A 16267-nucleotide genomic window follows, 5' to 3' on the forward strand; every position below is an offset into this window, starting at 1 on the left:
CCGGCGCCGGTTGTCAGTGGTGCCCGTTAGCCTTCACAGCATGATCCGCACTGCGACACCCGCCGACGTCCCGGCGATCCACGCCATGATCCGCGAGCTCGCGGAGTACGAGCGCGCGCTGGAGTCGGCCAAGGCCACCGAAGAGCAGCTCCGCGACGCCCTGTTCGGCGAGCACCCGGCCGTCTTCGGGCTGATCGCCGAGGAGTCCGGCACCCCAGTGGGCTTTGCCCTGTGGTTTCGCAACTTCTCCACGTGGACGGGCACGCACGGTGTCTATCTCGAGGACCTGTACGTCCGGCCTGCGCACCGCGGCGGCGGACACGGCAAGTCACTGCTCGCCGCGCTGGCGCAGATATGCGTCCGTCGCGGATACGGACGTTTTGAATGGTCAGTCCTGGATTGGAATGAACCGTCCATCGGTATATACAAGTCGATCGGTGCTCAGCCCATGGACGAATGGACCGTCTTCCGGCTCACTGGAGAGGCACTGCACGAGCTCGCGGCAACTGCAGATGCCAACGCAGCGTAACCAGCGCCGATTTGGCAGTGCAGACCCCTAGCCACTGTCCGTACCCGTAGGCTTACAATGAGTGACACTCGTGGGTTTGCGGGACACTGCGAGTCCCACCGTCGTGCCAGGCCGGCAGCCACGCCGATCCCGGGCGACATTGCACCGCAGATCGCGATAGCGTCGCACAGCGCATGCGCTGTGCCGGGTGACCGTTCCTTCCGCCGGGAGGATCCGGTCCGGCATGAATATCAGCTCAAACAGCTTGTGTCACCTTGGAGGTGAGGGTGTCCCAGATCGCAGGCGAGCCCGGGAATCAGGACTTCGTGGAAGTCCGGCTGCCCGCTGCGGGTGCCTACCTTTCGGTGCTGCGTACGGCCACGGCCGGACTGGCAGCCCGGTTGGACTTCACCCTCGACGAGATCGAGGATCTGCGCATCGCCGTCGACGAGGCGTGCGCGATCCTCCTGCAGCAGGCCGTCCCCGGAAGTGTGCTGAGCTGCGTCTTCCGGCTGATCGACGACGCGCTGCAGGTGACCGTATCGGCCCCCACCACCGACGGACGCGCTCCAGAGCGCGACACCTTCGCCTGGACGGTGCTCTCCGCACTGGCCGGCAAGGTCGACTCCACCGTCGCCGAGGACCAGACGGTCAGCATCAGTCTGTACAAGGAGCGCGGCGCCGGTCCCGGACCGTCATGACCGAAGAGGGGGCCCTGTGAAGGATCTGGAGCGCGGCGCGCGGATGGAGCCCAGAGTGGCCATCCCCGAGCAGCAGGCCCGGCCGCACCCGATGGGCACGGACGACCTCAGCGGCCGGTTGAACGCGGCGGAGCAGGCAGAGCGGGCGGACCACATGGACCACAGCGAGCAGCAGCGGCAGCAGCAGGATCCGCAGCATCACCCCCACGATGCGCATGATCCGCACGACCGCAGTGGTGCCCGCGCGATGTTCTACGAGCTGCGCAAGCTCCCGGAGGGCTCCGACGAGCGCGCGGAGCTGCGGAACACCCTGGTCCGGATGCACCTCCCCCTGGTGGAGCATCTCGCCCGGCGCTTCCGCAACCGCGGCGAGCCGCTGGACGACCTCACGCAGGTCGCCACGATCGGCCTGATCAAGTCGGTGGACCGGTTCGACCCGGAGCGCGGCGTGGAGTTCTCCACGTACGCCACCCCGACCGTGGTCGGCGAGATCAAGCGGCACTTCCGTGACAAGGGCTGGGCGGTCCGCGTGCCGCGCCGCCTGCAGGAGCTGCGGCTGTCGCTGACCACGGCGACCGCGGAGCTCTCCCAGCGGCACGGCCGTGCCCCCACGGTCCACGAGCTGGCCGAGCACCTGCGCATCTCCGAGGAGGAGGTGCTGGAGGGCCTGGAGTCGGCGAACGCCTACAGCACCCTCTCGCTGGACGTGCCGGACACCGACGACGAGTCCCCCGCGGTCGCCGACACCCTGGGCGCCGAGGACGAGGCGCTGGAGGGCGTCGAGTACCGCGAATCCCTCAAACCGCTGCTGGAGGACCTGCCGCCGCGCGAGAAGAAGATCCTGCTGCTGCGCTTCTTCGGCAACATGACCCAGTCGCAGATCGCCCAGGAGGTCGGCATCTCCCAGATGCACGTCTCCCGGCTGCTGGCCCGCACCCTGGCCCAGCTCCGCGACAAACTGCTGGTCGAGGAGTAGCGGACGCCCCGGCGGGGCGGGAGACCGCCGGATCCGCCGCACTCCTGGCCACGACCGCACCACCACGGGCGCGGGCCGCACCGACAGCCCCACGGGCTCCACCGAGAGCCTCACGGGCCCGGTGCGCCCGCGCCCGTCGGCGTAAGGACTTCCCGACGCGCCCGCTCGCACGGAGGGCGCACGGCTTTCCGGCCCGCCCCGCGCAGGCCCGGCGTACTGGCTTCTGGCACGCCCCGCGCAAGACCGGCGTACGGCCCTCGGAGCGCCCGCGCGAATACCGGCGTACAGCCGTGTGACCGCCCCGGCGTGCAGCGAGCGCCCGCCGGCCACGCGCCCGCATGCCCCTGCGAGTCGGCTACGCGTCCTCGCGCGGTCCGATGCCCAGCGCCTCGGTGGCCGTCGGATTGACCAGCAGGCCGAGCACGAGGAACGCGACGACGGCCAGGGCCACGCCGCCCGCGAGCAGCGCGCCACCGCCGTTGATCAGCGTCCAGGCCACCGGCAGCGCCACGATCTGAGTGATCAGCGAGGGCCCGCGGCTCCAGCGCCGCCGCAGCCACAGCCCGCGCGCGGAGATCAGCGGCAGCAGCGCCAGCACGATCACGGTGATCCCGCCCATCTCGGCCTGCTGCGGACTGTCCGGCGAGCCGGTCAGCCCGTCGACCAGCATGTAGACGCCCAGCGCCGCCAGCGCGAGCCCTTCGAGGCCCGTGAGCACCGCTGCGGCGGTCAGCCGGCGCGGCCGCGGCCCGGCGGGTCCGGGGGCGGGCGTGGGGGCGGCTGGGGTCCGCTTCTGCTTGCTGCTGCTCACCCCAGCAGGGTAGCGCCGGGGCCCGGTCCACCTGACGGGCAGGGCTGGGCCCTCGTACCGACAGGTAGGTACCCTGCTCCTCATGCGTGCACTTCTCGTGGTCAACCCTGCAGCCACCACCACCAGTGCGCGCACCCGTGACGTACTGGCCCACGCGCTGGCCAGCGACCTGAAGCTGGAGGTCGCGCAGACCGAGTACCGCGGTCACGCGCGCGACCTCGCCCGCCGGGCCGCGGAGAGCGGCGAGACGGAGCTGGTGGTCGCCCTCGGCGGGGACGGGACGGTCAACGAAGTCGTCAACGGTCTGCTGACCCACGGCCCCGCCCCGGAGGCGCTGCCGCGCCTCGCGGTGGTCCCCGGCGGCTCCACGAACGTCTTCGCCCGGGCGCTGGGCCTGCCGAACGACGCCGTGGAGGCCACCGGCGCTCTGCTGGACGCGCTGCGCGACGGCAGCGAACGTACGGTCGGACTGGGTTTGGCCGCCGGCACACCGGACACTCAGGACGAGATGATTCCGAAGCGCTGGTTCACCTTCTGCGCGGGGTTCGGCTTCGACGCCGGCGTCGTGGGGCGGGTCGAACAACAGCGCGAACGCGGCAAGCGTTCGACCCATGCGCTGTACGTACGACAGGTCATGCGTCAGTTCCTGGGCGAGCCGAACCGCCGGCACGGCACGATCACGCTGGAGCACCCGGGCGCCGAACCAGGCTCGACGGAGGTGATCGACGATCTCGTCCTGTCCATAATCTGCAACACCGCCCCCTGGACCTACCTGGGCAATCGCCCGGTCTACCCGTCACCGCAGGCGTCCTTCGACACCGCCCTGGACGTCTTCGCGCTGACCAGACTCTCCACCCCGGCGGTCGCCCGGTACGCCACCCAGTTGCTGGCGTCAACCCCGGACCGCGGCCCACGGGGAAAGCACGCCGTATCGCTTCATGATCAGACGGACTTCACCTTGCATTCACAGGTTCCACTGCCCTTCCAGATGGACGGCGACCACCTGGGACTGCGTTCCAGCGTGACGTTCACAGGCGTACGCCGTGCACTGCGTGTGATTGTGTGAGCAGTAGGGCCTAAAGTCCTTTCAGTCGAACGTTTAGGCTGACTTCCACCCCCCAGAAGTACGGCTGTGACGCAGCCGACACCAAGGAATCAAAAAAAAGTTTCCGGAAGGGGTTGTATCCGCCGCCGAGGTTTGCGAGTCTCTTCATGGCGATCGGGACGGCCGCTCTTCGGCCCCCTTGAGAGCCCGAATCCCCTCCTCTTTTCCAGGACCGCACCAGCCCCATGCGGGTGTTCGGCCCTTCCCTTGCGGAGGGATTCGTGAAAGCGTTCACATTCACAAGCAACGTTCCCGTAATACGAGGAGATGGAGCAGCCATGGACTGGCGTCACCGCGCCGTTTGCCGCGAGGAAGACCCCGAGCTCTTCTTCCCCATCGGCAACACCGGTCCTGCGCTGCTGCAGATCGAGGAAGCCAAGGCCGTCTGCCGCCGCTGCCCCGTCATGGAGCAGTGCCTGCAGTGGGCGCTCGAGTCCGGCCAGGACTCCGGCGTCTGGGGTGGTCTGAGCGAGGACGAGCGCCGCGCAATGAAGCGCCGTGCGGCTCGTAACCGGGCGCGCAACGCCAGCGCCTGAACCAGACGCCCCGTGGCATCCGAGCCGCAGCGCGCAGTACCCCCGATGCGCTAAGCAACGTGAGCTTTGAGCCCCGGACCGTAACTCGGTCCGGGGCTTACTGCTGTCCGCGCACGCCTCCGTATGGCCGTACGGGAGGGAGCGCATGGTGGTGCGTACCGCGTGAGATGCGCCACCAGGCGCCTCGCCGGTACCTCCGTACACCGGGGCGCGAGCGGGATGAACCGGCCGCGGGCGGTCAAGGCCCTTCCGGCGCGCTCAGTGCTTTTCGGCCCGCACCGGGATGTCCAGCACCACCTGGGTGCCGCGCCCGGGGGCCGGCAGCATGTCGAACGTGCCGCTCATCTCCCCCTCGACCAGCGTCCGGACGATCTGCAGCCCGAGGTTGCCGGCGCGCTGCGGGTCGAATCCCTCGGGCAGCCCGCGGCCGTTGTCCTGGACGGTGACCCGCAGCCGCGGCTCCGTACTGCTGCCGCCGCGCACCGCGCCCACCTCGACCGTGCCCTGCTCCCCCGGCGCGAAGGCGTGCTCCAGCGCGTTCTGGAGGATCTCGGTGAGCACCATGGACAGCGGGGTCGCGACCTCGGCGTCCAGGATGCCGAAGCGGCCGCTGCGCCGCCCGGCCACCTTCCCCGGCGAGATCTCCGCCACCATGGCGAGCACTCTGTCGGCGATCTCGTCGAACTCGACCCGCTCGTCCAGGGTCTGGGACAGCGTCTCGTGGACGATCGCGATGGAACCGACCCTGCGGACCGCCTCGTTCAGCGCCTCGCGCCCCTGGGGCGAATCCATCCGGCGGGCCTGCAGCCGCAAGAGGGCGGCGACTGTCTGCAAGTTGTTCTTCACCCGGTGGTGGATTTCCCGGATGGTCGCGTCCTTCGTAATCAATTCGCGCTCTCGGCGTCGCAATTCGGTGACGTCGCGCAGGAGCACGAGTGAACCGATGTGCGTGCCCTTCGGTTTGAGCGGGATGGCTCTCAGTTGAATGACGCCGTCGTCGCCCTCCACCTCGAATTCGCGCGGCGCCCAGCCGCTGGCGAGCTTCCACAGGGCCTCGTCCACGGGGCCGCGCGCCGGCGCGAGTTCGGCGGTGGCCCGGCCGAGGTGGTGGCCCACGAGGTCGGCGGCGAGTCCGAGACGGTGGTACGCGGAGAGCGCGTTCGGACTGGCGTACTGGACGACGCCGTCCGCGTCGAGCCGGATCAGCCCGTCGCCGGCCCGCGGCGAGGCGTCCATGTCGACCTGCTGGCCGGGGAAGGGAAACGATCCTGCAGCGATCATCTGCGCCAGGTCGGACGCGCTCTGCAGGTAAGTGAGCTCCAGTCGGCTGGGCGTCCGCACGGTGAGCAGGTTGGTGTTCCGCGCGATCACACCGAGCACCCGGCCGTCCCGGCGTACGGGGATGGACTCCACCCGTACGGGTACTTCCTCGCGCCACTCGGGGTCGCCCTCGCGCACGATGCGGCCCTCGTCCAGCGCGGTGTCCAGCATGGGGCGGCGGCCGCGCGGCACCAGGTGGCCGACCATGTCGTCCTGGTAGGACGTCGGCCCGGTGTTCGGGCGCATCTGCGCGACGGACACGTACCGGGTGCCGTCCAGGGTGGGCACCCACAGGACGAGGTCGGCGAAGGACAGGTCGGAGAGGAGCTGCCATTCGGAGACCAGCAGATGGAGCCACTCGAGGTCGGAGTCGCTCAGAGCGGTGTGCTGACGGACGAGATCGTTCATGGAGGGCACGCATGCGAGCCTACCGGCGTACGGTGTATCCGTTGACCGTGCACAGGCATGGACTGATGCGCATGGTCTAGTCCACAATGAATCGGTAAAAGGCTTCCGCCCTCCCCGCACAGGAGGACGGATAGAGGACCGAGGCGCTCTCTGCCCTGACTGCGCCGCGGCCTCCGATCGGCCGGACCGGGCGCCGCGAGGAACCGCACACCTCACGGCGTACACCGGCCGATGTCAGCTCCGGGCTGCGGTGCCGGACAGGTTGAGGGTCCTGTCCCGGCGCCGCGGCCCGCGGGTGTTTCCGGGCGCTTGTACAGGCGCACATCGGGCGCATACTCAGACGGACATACGGACGGCCCCCGCTCCCCCGAGGAGCGGGGGCCGTCGGCGTGTGCGCAGGTGGATCGGGGTCCCCGGGTCTGCGGTAGCCCGTCGGGTGGGGAGCGCGGAGCATGGAAAGGCGGTGGCGTGCGCGGCTGTGCGCCAAGGGCACCACGGGCCCGCGACGCCGCTGCTAGAGTGGTCTATACCACTTGCCCCCTCTCCAGAACGGCAGGCCCAGCGTGGAAGTTGTCATCGTCCCGGATGCCAAGGAAGGCGGCGAGCTGATCGCCGAGGCCATGGCCGCCCTGCTGAGGCGCAAGCCCGACGCGCTGCTCGGCGTGGCCACCGGCTCGACCCCGCTGCCCATCTACGAAGCGCTCGCGAACAAGGTCGCGGCGGGGGCCGTGGACGCCTCGCGGGCCCGTATCTGCCAGCTCGACGAGTACGTGGGGCTGCCCGCGGGCCACCCCGAGTCCTACCGTTCCGTGGTGCTGCGCGAGGTCGTCGCGCCGCTCGGGCTGGGCGCGGACTCCTTCATGGGCCCGGACGGCGCCGCCGAGGACCTCCAGGCGGCCTGTGACGCCTACGACCGCGCGCTGGCCGAGGCCGGCGGCGTGGACCTGCAACTGCTGGGTATCGGCACCGACGGGCACATCGGCTTCAACGAGCCGTGCTCCTCGCTCGCCTCCCGTACCCGTATCAAGACGCTGACGCAGCGGACCCGGGAGGACAACGCCCGGTTCTTCGACAGCCTCGACGAGGTGCCGCACCACGTCATCACCCAGGGCATCGGGACCATTCTGGAGGCCCGTCACCTGGTGCTGCTGGCCACGGGCGAGGGCAAGGCGGACGCGGTGGCCCAGACCGTGGAGGGTCCGGTGTCCGCGCTGGTACCGGCCTCCGCGCTGCAGCTTCACCCGCACGCGACGGTGGTCGTCGACGAGGCGGCGGCCTCGGAGCTCAAGCTCGCGGACTACTTCCGCGCGACGTACGCGGCCAAGCCGGAGTGGCAGGGGCTGTAAGACTTCCCGTACGGAACGCACAGGTGCCGAGTCCGGCGGGGCTCGGCACCTGTGCGTCTGCCGCGTCCTCAGCCGCCCGTGATGACCTCCGCGGCCGCCCGTCCGCAGACGCGGGCGGCCCCGTGGGTGGCGATGTGCAGCGCTCCGGTGGGCGGCGCCTGCGGGACTCCCATCTCGACCACGACGGTCTCGGGGCGGGCGGCGATGAGAGCGGCGAGGGCGTCGGCCATCCAGGAGTGCCGGTGGACGTCGCGGACCACGGCGACGATCGTGCGGTCCGCCGCGGCCCGCAGCACCTTCGCGATCAGTGCGGAGGTACCGGCCTCCTCGGCGTCGGCCGGGGCGTAGCTGCCGGTCGTGGTGGAGGGCAGCAGCCGCTCCAGCTCGGCCGCGACGCCCCAGGGCGTCTCGTCGCCGACCGCGATGTTGGCGACGGGCGTGAACGCCGCGACATACGCGGGCGTGCGCAACGGCTCGTACGCGCCTTCGGCAGCCGTCACCCGTAGGGCCCGCCGGGCCGCCCGGAGCCCCACATCCGGGTCCCCCGCTCCCCCGTGTGCGCGTGACGGAGGCCGCCCGGCGTCGCGCGTCCAGCGGGCCAGGGCGCGGACCCGGCCCGCCGCCTCGGCCAGGCGCTCCTCGGTGAGCGCGCCGGAGCGCACGGCGCTCACCAGGGCGTCGCGGAGGCGCAGCACGGTCGCCTCATCGGCCAGCCCGCCGCCGACACAGATGGCGTCGGCACCGGCGGCGATAGCGAGCACGCTGCCGCGTTCGATCCCGTATGTGGCGGCGATGGCCCGCATCTCCACGGCGTCGGTGACGATCAGGCCGTCGAAGCCGAGGCCGCCGGCCGCGACGGGCGCGCGCAGCAGTCCGTGCAGGGCCGCGGGGCTGAGCGTGGCGGGCAGCTCGCCGTCGAGGGCCGGTACGAGGATGTGCGCGCTCATGACGGCCTTGGTGCCGGCCGCGACGGCCGCCTTGAAGGGCACGAGTTCGCGGGCGTGCAGGGTGTCGCGGGCGGCGTCGATGCGGGGCAGGTCGTGGTGGGAGTCGACGGCGGTGTCGCCGTGGCCGGGGAAGTGTTTGGTGCAGGCGGCGACGCCGGCGGACTGCATGCCCTGAACGTAGGCGGCGGTGTGCCGGGCGACCAGGTGCGGGTCGGAGCCGAAGGAGCGTACGCCGATGACGGGGTTGCCGGGGTTGGAGTTGACGTCGGCGCTGGGGGCCCAGTTGAGGGTGATGCCGCAGTCGGCGAGGCGGCGGCCCAGCTCGCGGGCGACGGCGTGGGTGAGGCCGGTGTCGTCGACGGCGCCGAGGGCGAGGTTGCCGGGGAAGGAGGAGCCGCCGCGTACTTCGAGGCGGGTGACGTCACCGCCCTCCTCGTCGATGGCGATCAGGAGGCCGTCGGTCTCGGCGCGGAGGCGGGCGCTCAGGGCGGCGAGCTGTTCGGGGGTGTGGACGTTGCGTCCGAACAGGCCGACGGAGGTGAGGCCCTCGCCGAGCCGGCGCAGCAGCCAGCCCGGCGCTTCGGTCCCCGTGAAGCCCGGCTGGAGCACGGCCAGCGCGTCGCGGGTGAGGGTGTCGGCGGAGCGTACGAGCGTCGTCATGGAGCTGCGTGTCCCTTCACTGCGCATGAACGAGCAGGCGGGCGGCCGGAGGTGCCGGGCCGGAGGGCGGTACCGGACCGGAAGGCCGTACCGGACCGGGCGCGGCTTTCATCAGACCGCAGACCGGCGGCGTCGACGCGGAGGCAGGCGGGCGTCCGCGTCATCCCTTCACCGCGCCCGAGGTGAGGCCGCCGACCGCCTTGCGCTGCAGGAAGAGGAAGAGGATCAGGATGGGGAGGGCGAAGAGGGAGGCGGCGGCCATGGTGGCGCCCCAGTCGTCGCCGAAGTTGGTCTGGAAGCCGGACAGCCACAGGGGCAGGGTCTGGGCCTCGGTCTGCTTGTTGAGGATGAGGACGAGGGGGAATTCGTTCCAGGCGGTGATGAAGCCGAAGAGCGAGGTGGCCATCAGCCCGGGGGCGAGCAGCGGGAGGATGATCCGGAGGAATGCCTGGGGGCGGGAGCAGCCGTCGACCATGGCGGATTCCTCCAGCTCCTTGGGGACGGCCGCGATGTAGCCGCGGAGGGTGAGGATCGTAAAGGGCAGCACCATGACCATGTAGAAGAAGGTGAGAGGCAGCAGGCTGTTCAGCATGTCGCCGTCCCGGACGATCATGTAGATCGCGATGACCATCACTTCCCAGGGCGCCATCTGGGCGATCATGAAGGTGACGATCACGCCGCGCCGGCCCTTGAAGCGCATCCGGGCGATCGCGAAGGACGCGAGCAGGGCGATCACCAGCGACATGCCCACGGCGAGGACCGTGACGGTCACGGAGTTGCCGACGTACCGCCAGAAGTGCGGGGCGCTGACGGCGGTGCGGAAGTGTTCGAGGGTCGGGGTGAGCGGGAACCACACGGGGTCCTCGCTGATGATGTCGCCGGCCGGCTTCAGTGCCGTACTGAACATCCAGTAGACGGGGAAGAGGAAGCCGACGGTCAGGAACAGGGCCGTGGCGTTGGGCCAGAAGCGGCCGAAGAGACTGCGCTTCATCGCTCGTCCTCCTCCTGCCGGAGCACGATCCGGAGATAGTACGAGGTCAGGGCGAGCAGGATCAGGATGGTCAGCAGCGAGATGGCCGCGCCCATGCCGTAGTGCTGATTGCCCATGCCCTCGATGAAGGCGTACACGGGGAGGATTTCGGTGAGCCGCTCCGGGCCGCCCTCGTTGATGGCGAACACCTGGGCGAAGGCTTTGAAGACCCAGATGACTTCGAGGAAGGTCGTCGCGTAGAGGAACGGCCTGATGAAGGGGAGCGTGACCGAGGTGAAGCTCTTCCAGAGGCCGGCGCCGTCGAGGGCGGCCGCTTCGTAGAGCTCCTTGGGGATGGTGGTCGTCGCGGCGTAGAGGTTGATCGCGACGAAGGGTACGGACTGCCAGACGACCAAAACCGTGATGACGAAGAAGGTGGAGAACTGGCCGCCGGTCCAGTTGAAGTCCGCCATGCCGTGCCATCCGAGGCGGTCCAGTACCCAGTTGACGACGCCGAAGCGCTGGGCGAAGAGCCACTGGTAGACGGTGGTGGCGGCGATGACGGGCATGGCCCAGGCCAGGACGAGCCCGAACAGGAGCGTGAGCCGCATGCGGGGGCCGAGCCGGGCGAGGAGCAGGCCGGTGAGGGTGCCGATGCCCATGATCAGGACGACGTTCGCGGCGGTGAAGAGGAGGGAGCGGAGGGAGACCCGCCAGAACTCCTCGTTGCCCAGGATCTCGCCGTAATTGTCCAGGCCGTTCCACTCGGTGGCGTGCCGGATGAGCTGTCCCATGTTGAGGTTCTGGAGGGATAGCAGTCCGTTGGTGACCATGGGCCAGCCGAGGAATACCGCGGTGGCGGCGAGCGCGGGCAGCAGCAGGAGGTACGGCCCGTAGGCGCGGCGCCGCACCTCCTTGGCGGGCCGCGGCGCCTCCTTCACAGGCCGTACCGCCTTACGGGGCCGTACGTCGGTGGTGCTCGCGCTCACTGCTTCTGGCCGAGGCGCTTGTTGAACTCGCCCTCGACCTGCCGGGCGGCGTCCATCGGGCTCTTACCGCTCAGCACAGCGGTCATGTACGTCTTGATGGGGTTGGGCGGGTTCTCTACGGCGCCCCACTCCGGGATGAGCGGGGTGGTGCCGCCGCCGGCGACGGCGGGCGCTGCCGCCTCGGCCGCCGGGTTGCCCTTCAGGGCGCTCTGCAGCGACTCCTTGTTGGGGATGACGCCGCCCTCCTGGGCGAGCTGTCCCTCGTACTTGTCGGAGAGCGCGATCTTCAGGAACTTCTTGGCCAGGTCCTGCTTCTGGCTGCCGGCGGCGACGGCGAGGTTGGAGCCGCCGAGGAAGACGCCTTCCGGTGTCCCGGCGGTCTCACCGGGGATGGTGAAGTAGCCGATGTCCTTCTCGATCTTCGGGTTGGCCTTGATGGCGATCCCGGACTCCCAGCCCATGCCGATGAACGCGCCGGTCTTCCCCTTGGCGAAGACCTCGCCCTGCTGCGGAGTGGCCTCGTCCTTGTCCTTCGGTGCCTTACTGAAGGACTGGTACTGCTTGTAGATGTCCATGGCCTTGGCGACCTTGGGGTCGGCGAGGTTGGAGACCCACTTGCCGCCCTGCTTCTTGACCAGGGCGGCCTTGGTGCCGATGGTCAGGCCGTCGAAGAAGTACCAGTTCTGGCCGGGCAGGTAGAGCGGCTCGGCGTCGGTCTTCTTCTGGATGAGGTCGAGGTCCTTGAAGAACTCGGTGCGGGTCTTCGGCGTGTCCTTGATGCCGGCCTCGGCCCAGATCTTCTTGTTGTAGATGACGACGCGGTTGGCTGCGTACCAGGGGGCTGCGTACTGCTTGCCCTCGTGGACGGCCGACTTGTTCAGGGACGGCGTCCAGTCGGCGCCGATCTCCTTCTTCAGGTCGTCCAGTTCGGCGAGGCCGGAGGTCTTGGCGTAGGCGGAGGTCTGGGTGTTGCCGACCTCAATGACGTCCGGCGGGTTCTCCTCGGAGAGCGCGGTGGTGATCTTCTGCTGAATACCGTTCCACTTCTGGATCTCGATGTTCAGCCTGGCGCCGGTCTTCTTCTCGAAGGCGGCCTTGACGCCCTTCGTCCAGCCCGGCGGGGTGGAGCCGTCCATGACCCATACGGTGAGGCTCTTGCTGTCCGCCCCCGCCGACCCGCCGGACCCGCAGGCCGCGACACTTACCAGCATTCCCGCGACTGCCGTCGCCGCGATCAGCCCACGCTTCACAGCACACTCCCCTAATGGCTATGTGTGGTCTTTAATGGTTTAGACCAGTGCCCGCAGCTTGGCCTAGACCTTTAGGGGTGTCAAGAGGTGTATAAGAGTCGCAGTCGGCTCCGTTACCGGACCGACATCCGGCAGGCGCGGACCTGCGAGGGAGCATCAGCACCTCACCCGTGCCACGATGTGAGCCGCTACGTACGGAGGAGCCGGTGACGACAGCACGAGTGGAGTCGGAAGGGCGGGTCATGGAGACCGACGGGGCCGGCGCGGAGTCCGGCGGCGGAGCCGCGCGCACGGCGCGGGTGCCCAAGTACTACCGGCTCAAGCGGCACTTGCTGGAGATCACCGAGACGCTGCCGCCGGGCACCCCCGTACCGCCCGAGCGCACCCTGGCCTCGGAGTTCGACACCTCGCGGACGACCGTGCGGCAGGCCCTGCAGGAACTGGTCGTCGAGGGGCGGCTGGAACGCATCCAGGGCAAGGGCACTTTCGTCGCCAAGCCCAAGGTCTCCCAGGCGCTGCAACTGACCTCCTACACCGAGGACATGCGCGCCCAGGGCCTGGAGCCCACCTCGCAGCTCCTGGACATCGGCTATGTCACCGCCGACGACCGGCTGGCCGGGCTGCTGGACATCGCGGCGGGCGGCCGGGTGCTGCGCATCGAACGGCTGCGGCTGGCCAGCGGCGAGCCGATGGCCATCGAGACCACGCACCTGTCGGCCAAGCGCTTCCCGGCCCTGCGCCGCAACCTGGTCAAGTACACCTCCCTCTACACCGCGCTGGCCGAGGTCTACGACGTCCGCCCGGCGGAGGCCGAGGAGACCATCGAGACGTCCCTCGCCACGCCGCGCGAGGCCACGCTGCTGGGCACGGACGTGGGCCTGCCGATGCTGATGCTCTCCCGGCACTCCCTGGACCCCCAGGGCGAACCGGTCGAGTGGGTGCGCTCGGTGTACCGCGGCGACCGGTACAAGTTCGTGGCCCGCCTGCAGCGGCCGAACGACTAGCGGCACGGGCGGGGGGGAACGGAAGCGCACATCCCCGTCACCCGGGTTATCCACAGGGTGTAGCGCACGTCACATTCCCTGCTCTACGGTCCTTCCGTCACCGTCAGGACGGGAGGACGGCCAGTGCGTACGACATCACCGCGAACGATCGTCATCTGGACAGCCGTTGCGCTCATCGGCGCCGTCGGCTGGACCCTGCTCGCACTGGGCCGCGGCGAGGAGGTGTCGGCGGCCTGGATGGTGGCCGCCGCCCTCGGCACGTACGCCATCGCGTACCGCTTCTACTCCCGCTTCATCGCCACGCGAGTGCTGCGGGTGGACAAGAGCCGCGCCACCCCCGCCGAGCGGCTGAACAACGGCATCGACTTCCACCCCACGGACCGCCGCGTCCTGCTCGGCCACCACTTCGCGGCCATCGCGGGCGCGGGACCGCTGGTCGGACCGGTGCTCGCGGCACAGATGGGCTATCTCCCCGGCACGATCTGGATCATCGCCGGAGTGGTGTTCGCGGGCGCCGTGCAGGACATGGTGGTGCTCTTCTTCTCCACCCGGCGGGACGGGAAGTCGCTGGGCCAGATGGCGCGCGAGGAGATCGGCCCGTTCGGCGGGGCCGCGGCGCTGCTCGCTGCCTTCGCCATCATGATCATCCTGCTGGGCGTACTGGCCCTGGTGATCGTCAACGCGCTGGCCGCTTCCCCCTGGGGCACGTTCTCCATCGGCATGACGATCCCCATCGCCCTCATCATGGGCGTCTACCTGCGCTTCCTCCGCCCCGGCCGGATCACCGAGGTCTCGCTCATCGGGATCGCGCTGCTGCTCCTCGCCCTCGTCGGCGGCCGCTGGGTCGCGGAGTCCTCCTGGGCCGACACCTTCACCCTCCAGCCGAAGACCCTGGTCATCTGGCTGGTGGCATACGGCTTCATCGCCTCGGTGCTCCCCGTCTGGACCCTGCTCGCGCCCCGCGACTACCTCTCCACCTTCATGAAGATCGGCACGATCGGGCTGCTGGCCCTGGGCGTGGTGATCGCGCTCCCGACGCTGAAGATGGACGCGGTGACGGACTTCGCGAGCCGCGGCGACGGCCCGGTCTTCGCCGGCTCCCTCTTCCCCTTCGCCTTCATCACCATCGCCTGCGGCGCGCTCTCGGGCTTCCACGCGCTGATCTCCTCGGGCACCACACCGAAGATGGTGCAGAAGGAGACCCAGATCCGGATGATCGGGTACGGCTCGATGCTGATGGAGTCGTTCGTCGCGGTGATGGCGCTGGTGGCCGCGTCCATCATCGACCCCGGCCTGTACTTCGCGATGAACGCCCCGGCGGGCGTCATCGGCGACAGCGTCCAGTCCGCCTCTCAGGCCGTCGCCCACCTCGGATACTCCATCTCCCCCGACCAACTGGCGGCCGCGGCCAAGTCCGTGGAGGAACAGACGCTGCTGTCCCGGACAGGCGGCGCGCCCACACTGGCCGTCGGCGTCTCGGAGATCTTCTCCCAAGTGGTGGGCGGCGCCGGGATGAAGGCGTTCTGGTACCACTTCGCGATCATGTTCGAAGCGCTCTTCATCCTGACGGCGCTGGACGCGGGCACGCGGGTGGGCCGCTTCATGCTCCAGGACATGCTGGGCAACGCCTACAAGCCGTTCCGGGACATCAGCTGGAAGCCCGGGCTGGTGCTGTGCAGCGCGGCCGTGGTGGGCCTGTGGGGGTACTTCCTGTGGGTGGGCGTCCACGAGCCGCTCGGCGGCATCAACCAGCTCTTCCCGGTCTTCGGCATCTCCAACCAGCTGCTGGCGGCGGTCGCGCTGGCGGTGTGCACGACGCTGCTGGTGAAGTCTGGTCGGCTGAAGTGGGCCTGGATCACGGGCATACCGCTGGCCTGGGACGCGGTGGTCACGCTGACCGCGAGCTGGCAGAAGGTGTTCTCCGGCGACCCGAAGGTGGGGTTCTTCACCCAGCGCGCGGTCTACCAGGACGCGATCGACGCGGGGAAGGTGCTGCCGCCCGCGAAGTCGATGGACGACATGCACACGGTCGTCACCAACTCCACGGTGGACGGGGTGCTGTCGGCGGTACTGGCCCTGCTGATCGTGGTGGTGATCGCCGACGCGGCCCGCATGTGCATCCGCCACCTCCGCACCCCGGACGCAACCCCGCTCCACGAAGCCCCGTACGTCACCTCCCGCCTCGTCGCCCCGGCCGGCCTGATAGCCACACCGGAGGAAAAGGCGGAACTTGCGGCGACCGGGAGCGAGGAGGCCAGGAGGTGACGGGCCGGACGGCACGGAGGGCAGGCGGAGTGCCCGGTGGAGGGCCGTCGTAACGCGGCGGACGCAAGGAGACCGGTGGAGGGCGGCGGTGGCGCGGTCGGCGCTAGTAGACCGGTGGAGGGGGAGGGCGGCGGTGGCATGGTGGGGCTTGGCGGCCGGTGGAGGGCTGTCGTGATGCGGCGGGCGCGGGGCATCCGGTGGAGCGCCGGGGTGGCGCGGAGGCCGTATGGGGGCCGGTGGAGGGCCGCTGTGGCGCGGTGGGCGCGGGGCGTGCGGTGGTACGTGCGGGAGTTGACCGGTGAGTCGGCGTACGACCGGTACGTCGAGCACCTCCGCCAACACGACCCGGACGCCCCGGTGCCCACCCGCGCCGAGTTCGAACGCCGCAGGACGGACGCGAGGGAGGCCGACCCCCGCTCGGGCTTCCGGTGTTGCTGAGAGTCGGGGGTGGTGGAGGAGGTGGAGGGGGGG

15 protein-coding genes are annotated in these 16267 nt (G+C 69.8%); 9 read left to right on the forward strand and 6 right to left on the reverse strand.

Translation table 11 applies throughout. From position 1 onward, the window contains the following. Positions 1-40 precede the first annotated feature (40 nt). From IG84_RS0105825 to IG84_RS0105835, 3 genes are all read left to right on the forward strand, one after another. Positions 41-529 (forward strand): GNAT family N-acetyltransferase, encoded by a 489-nt coding sequence (locus IG84_RS0105825; RefSeq protein ID WP_031052022.1) that lies wholly within the window; start codon positions 41-43, stop codon positions 527-529. Positions 530-795: 266 nt separating this feature from the next. After that, positions 796-1209, forward strand: coding sequence for an ATP-binding protein (locus IG84_RS0105830; RefSeq protein ID WP_030264314.1), 414 nt, complete (start codon positions 796-798; stop codon positions 1207-1209). A gap of 43 nt (positions 1210-1252) precedes the next feature. After that, a complete protein-coding gene (locus tag IG84_RS0105835; protein WP_030264312.1) occupies positions 1253-2185 on the forward strand; it encodes an RNA polymerase sigma factor SigF in 933 nt (310 codons plus the stop codon). A 355-nt stretch (positions 2186-2540) separates the two neighbouring features. Here IG84_RS0105835 and IG84_RS0105840 read toward each other — a convergent pair whose 3' ends face one another. Continuing rightward, on the reverse strand, positions 2541-2996 hold the full coding sequence (locus IG84_RS0105840) for a hypothetical protein (protein WP_031052025.1): 456 nt from the start codon (positions 2994-2996) through the stop codon (positions 2541-2543). An 82-nt stretch (positions 2997-3078) separates the two neighbouring features. Here IG84_RS0105840 and IG84_RS0105845 point away from each other — a divergent pair, with 82 nt between their 5' ends. Both IG84_RS0105845 and IG84_RS0105850 read left to right on the forward strand, forming a co-directional pair. After that, a complete protein-coding gene (locus IG84_RS0105845) occupies positions 3079-4062 on the forward strand; it encodes a diacylglycerol/lipid kinase family protein (protein WP_031052029.1) in 984 nt (327 codons plus the stop codon). A gap of 317 nt (positions 4063-4379) precedes the next feature. Next, entirely contained in the window at positions 4380-4637 is a 258-nt protein-coding gene (locus IG84_RS0105850) for a WhiB family transcriptional regulator (RefSeq protein WP_003983230.1), read from the forward strand. Between the two features lie 258 nt (positions 4638-4895). Here IG84_RS0105850 and IG84_RS0105855 read toward each other — a convergent pair whose 3' ends face one another. Beyond that, a complete protein-coding gene (locus IG84_RS0105855; protein ID WP_031052032.1) occupies positions 4896-6365 on the reverse strand; it encodes a sensor histidine kinase in 1470 nt (489 codons plus the stop codon). A gap of 563 nt (positions 6366-6928) precedes the next feature. Between IG84_RS0105855 and nagB the strand changes: the two genes are divergently transcribed. Beyond that, positions 6929-7711, forward strand: coding sequence for a glucosamine-6-phosphate deaminase (gene nagB, locus IG84_RS0105860; RefSeq protein WP_031052034.1), 783 nt, complete (start codon positions 6929-6931; stop codon positions 7709-7711). A 68-nt stretch (positions 7712-7779) separates the two neighbouring features. On the opposite strand, the gene IG84_RS0105865 is transcribed toward nagB, so the two are convergent. The 4 genes from IG84_RS0105865 to IG84_RS0105880 all read right to left on the reverse strand — a co-directional run bounded on the left by IG84_RS0105865 (position 7780) and on the right by IG84_RS0105880 (position 12527). After that, the gene (locus tag IG84_RS0105865; RefSeq protein ID WP_031052036.1) at positions 7780-9318 is read right to left on the reverse strand and encodes a glycoside hydrolase family 3 protein; all 1539 of its coding nucleotides are present in this window, start codon (positions 9316-9318) and stop codon (positions 7780-7782) included. Between the two features lie 160 nt (positions 9319-9478). Then, complete coding sequence (locus IG84_RS0105870) at positions 9479-10309, reverse strand: carbohydrate ABC transporter permease (RefSeq protein WP_031052038.1); 831 nt, start codon at positions 10307-10309, stop codon at positions 9479-9481. Next, complete coding sequence (locus IG84_RS0105875; protein WP_245659230.1) at positions 10306-11229, reverse strand: carbohydrate ABC transporter permease; 924 nt, start codon at positions 11227-11229, stop codon at positions 10306-10308. Before IG84_RS0105875 ends, IG84_RS0105870 begins: the two co-directional genes overlap by 4 nt. Before the next feature lie 44 nt (positions 11230-11273). Further along, entirely contained in the window at positions 11274-12527 is a 1254-nt protein-coding gene (locus IG84_RS0105880) for an extracellular solute-binding protein (protein ID WP_031052045.1), read from the reverse strand. A gap of 242 nt (positions 12528-12769) precedes the next feature. Here IG84_RS0105880 and IG84_RS0105885 point away from each other — a divergent pair, with 242 nt between their 5' ends. The 3 genes from IG84_RS0105885 to IG84_RS0105895 all read left to right on the forward strand — a co-directional run bounded on the left by IG84_RS0105885 (position 12770) and on the right by IG84_RS0105895 (position 16234). Further along, positions 12770-13531: a GntR family transcriptional regulator gene (locus IG84_RS0105885; RefSeq protein ID WP_031052048.1), complete on the forward strand. Its 762-nt coding sequence runs from the start codon at positions 12770-12772 to the stop codon at positions 13529-13531. Between the two features lie 123 nt (positions 13532-13654). Beyond that, entirely contained in the window at positions 13655-15796 is a 2142-nt protein-coding gene (locus IG84_RS0105890; RefSeq protein WP_031052051.1) for a carbon starvation CstA family protein, read from the forward strand. 249 nt (positions 15797-16045) lie between these two features. Then, positions 16046-16234 carry a YbdD/YjiX family protein gene (locus IG84_RS0105895; protein ID WP_031052052.1) on the forward strand — a complete coding sequence of 63 codons (189 nt, stop codon included), beginning with the start codon at positions 16046-16048 and terminating at the stop codon, positions 16232-16234. Positions 16235-16267: the final 33 nt, after the last annotated feature.

This window comes from Streptomyces ochraceiscleroticus, assembly GCF_000720485.1.
Taxonomy (GTDB): Bacteria; Actinomycetota; Actinomycetes; order Streptomycetales; family Streptomycetaceae; genus Streptomyces; species Streptomyces ochraceiscleroticus.

Excerpts from the sequence above, each read along its gene's own strand:
- IG84_RS0105825 (WP_031052022.1), top strand. The coding sequence starts at position 41 with ATGATCCGCACTGCGACACCCGCCGACGTCCCGGCGATCCACGCCATG.
- IG84_RS0105835 (WP_030264312.1), top strand. The coding sequence starts at position 1,253 with ATGGAGCCCAGAGTGGCCATCCCCGAGCAGCAGGCCCGGCCGCACCCG.
- IG84_RS0105845 (WP_031052029.1), top strand. The coding sequence starts at position 3,079 with ATGCGTGCACTTCTCGTGGTCAACCCTGCAGCCACCACCACCAGTGCG.
- IG84_RS0105850 (WP_003983230.1), top strand. The coding sequence starts at position 4,380 with ATGGACTGGCGTCACCGCGCCGTTTGCCGCGAGGAAGACCCCGAGCTC.
- IG84_RS0105855 (WP_031052032.1), bottom strand. The coding sequence starts at position 6,365 with ATGAACGATCTCGTCCGTCAGCACACCGCTCTGAGCGACTCCGACCTC.
- IG84_RS0105865 (WP_031052036.1), bottom strand. The coding sequence starts at position 9,318 with ATGACGACGCTCGTACGCTCCGCCGACACCCTCACCCGCGACGCGCTG.
- IG84_RS0105870 (WP_031052038.1), bottom strand. The coding sequence starts at position 10,309 with ATGAAGCGCAGTCTCTTCGGCCGCTTCTGGCCCAACGCCACGGCCCTG.
- IG84_RS0105885 (WP_031052048.1), top strand. The coding sequence starts at position 12,770 with ATGGAGACCGACGGGGCCGGCGCGGAGTCCGGCGGCGGAGCCGCGCGC.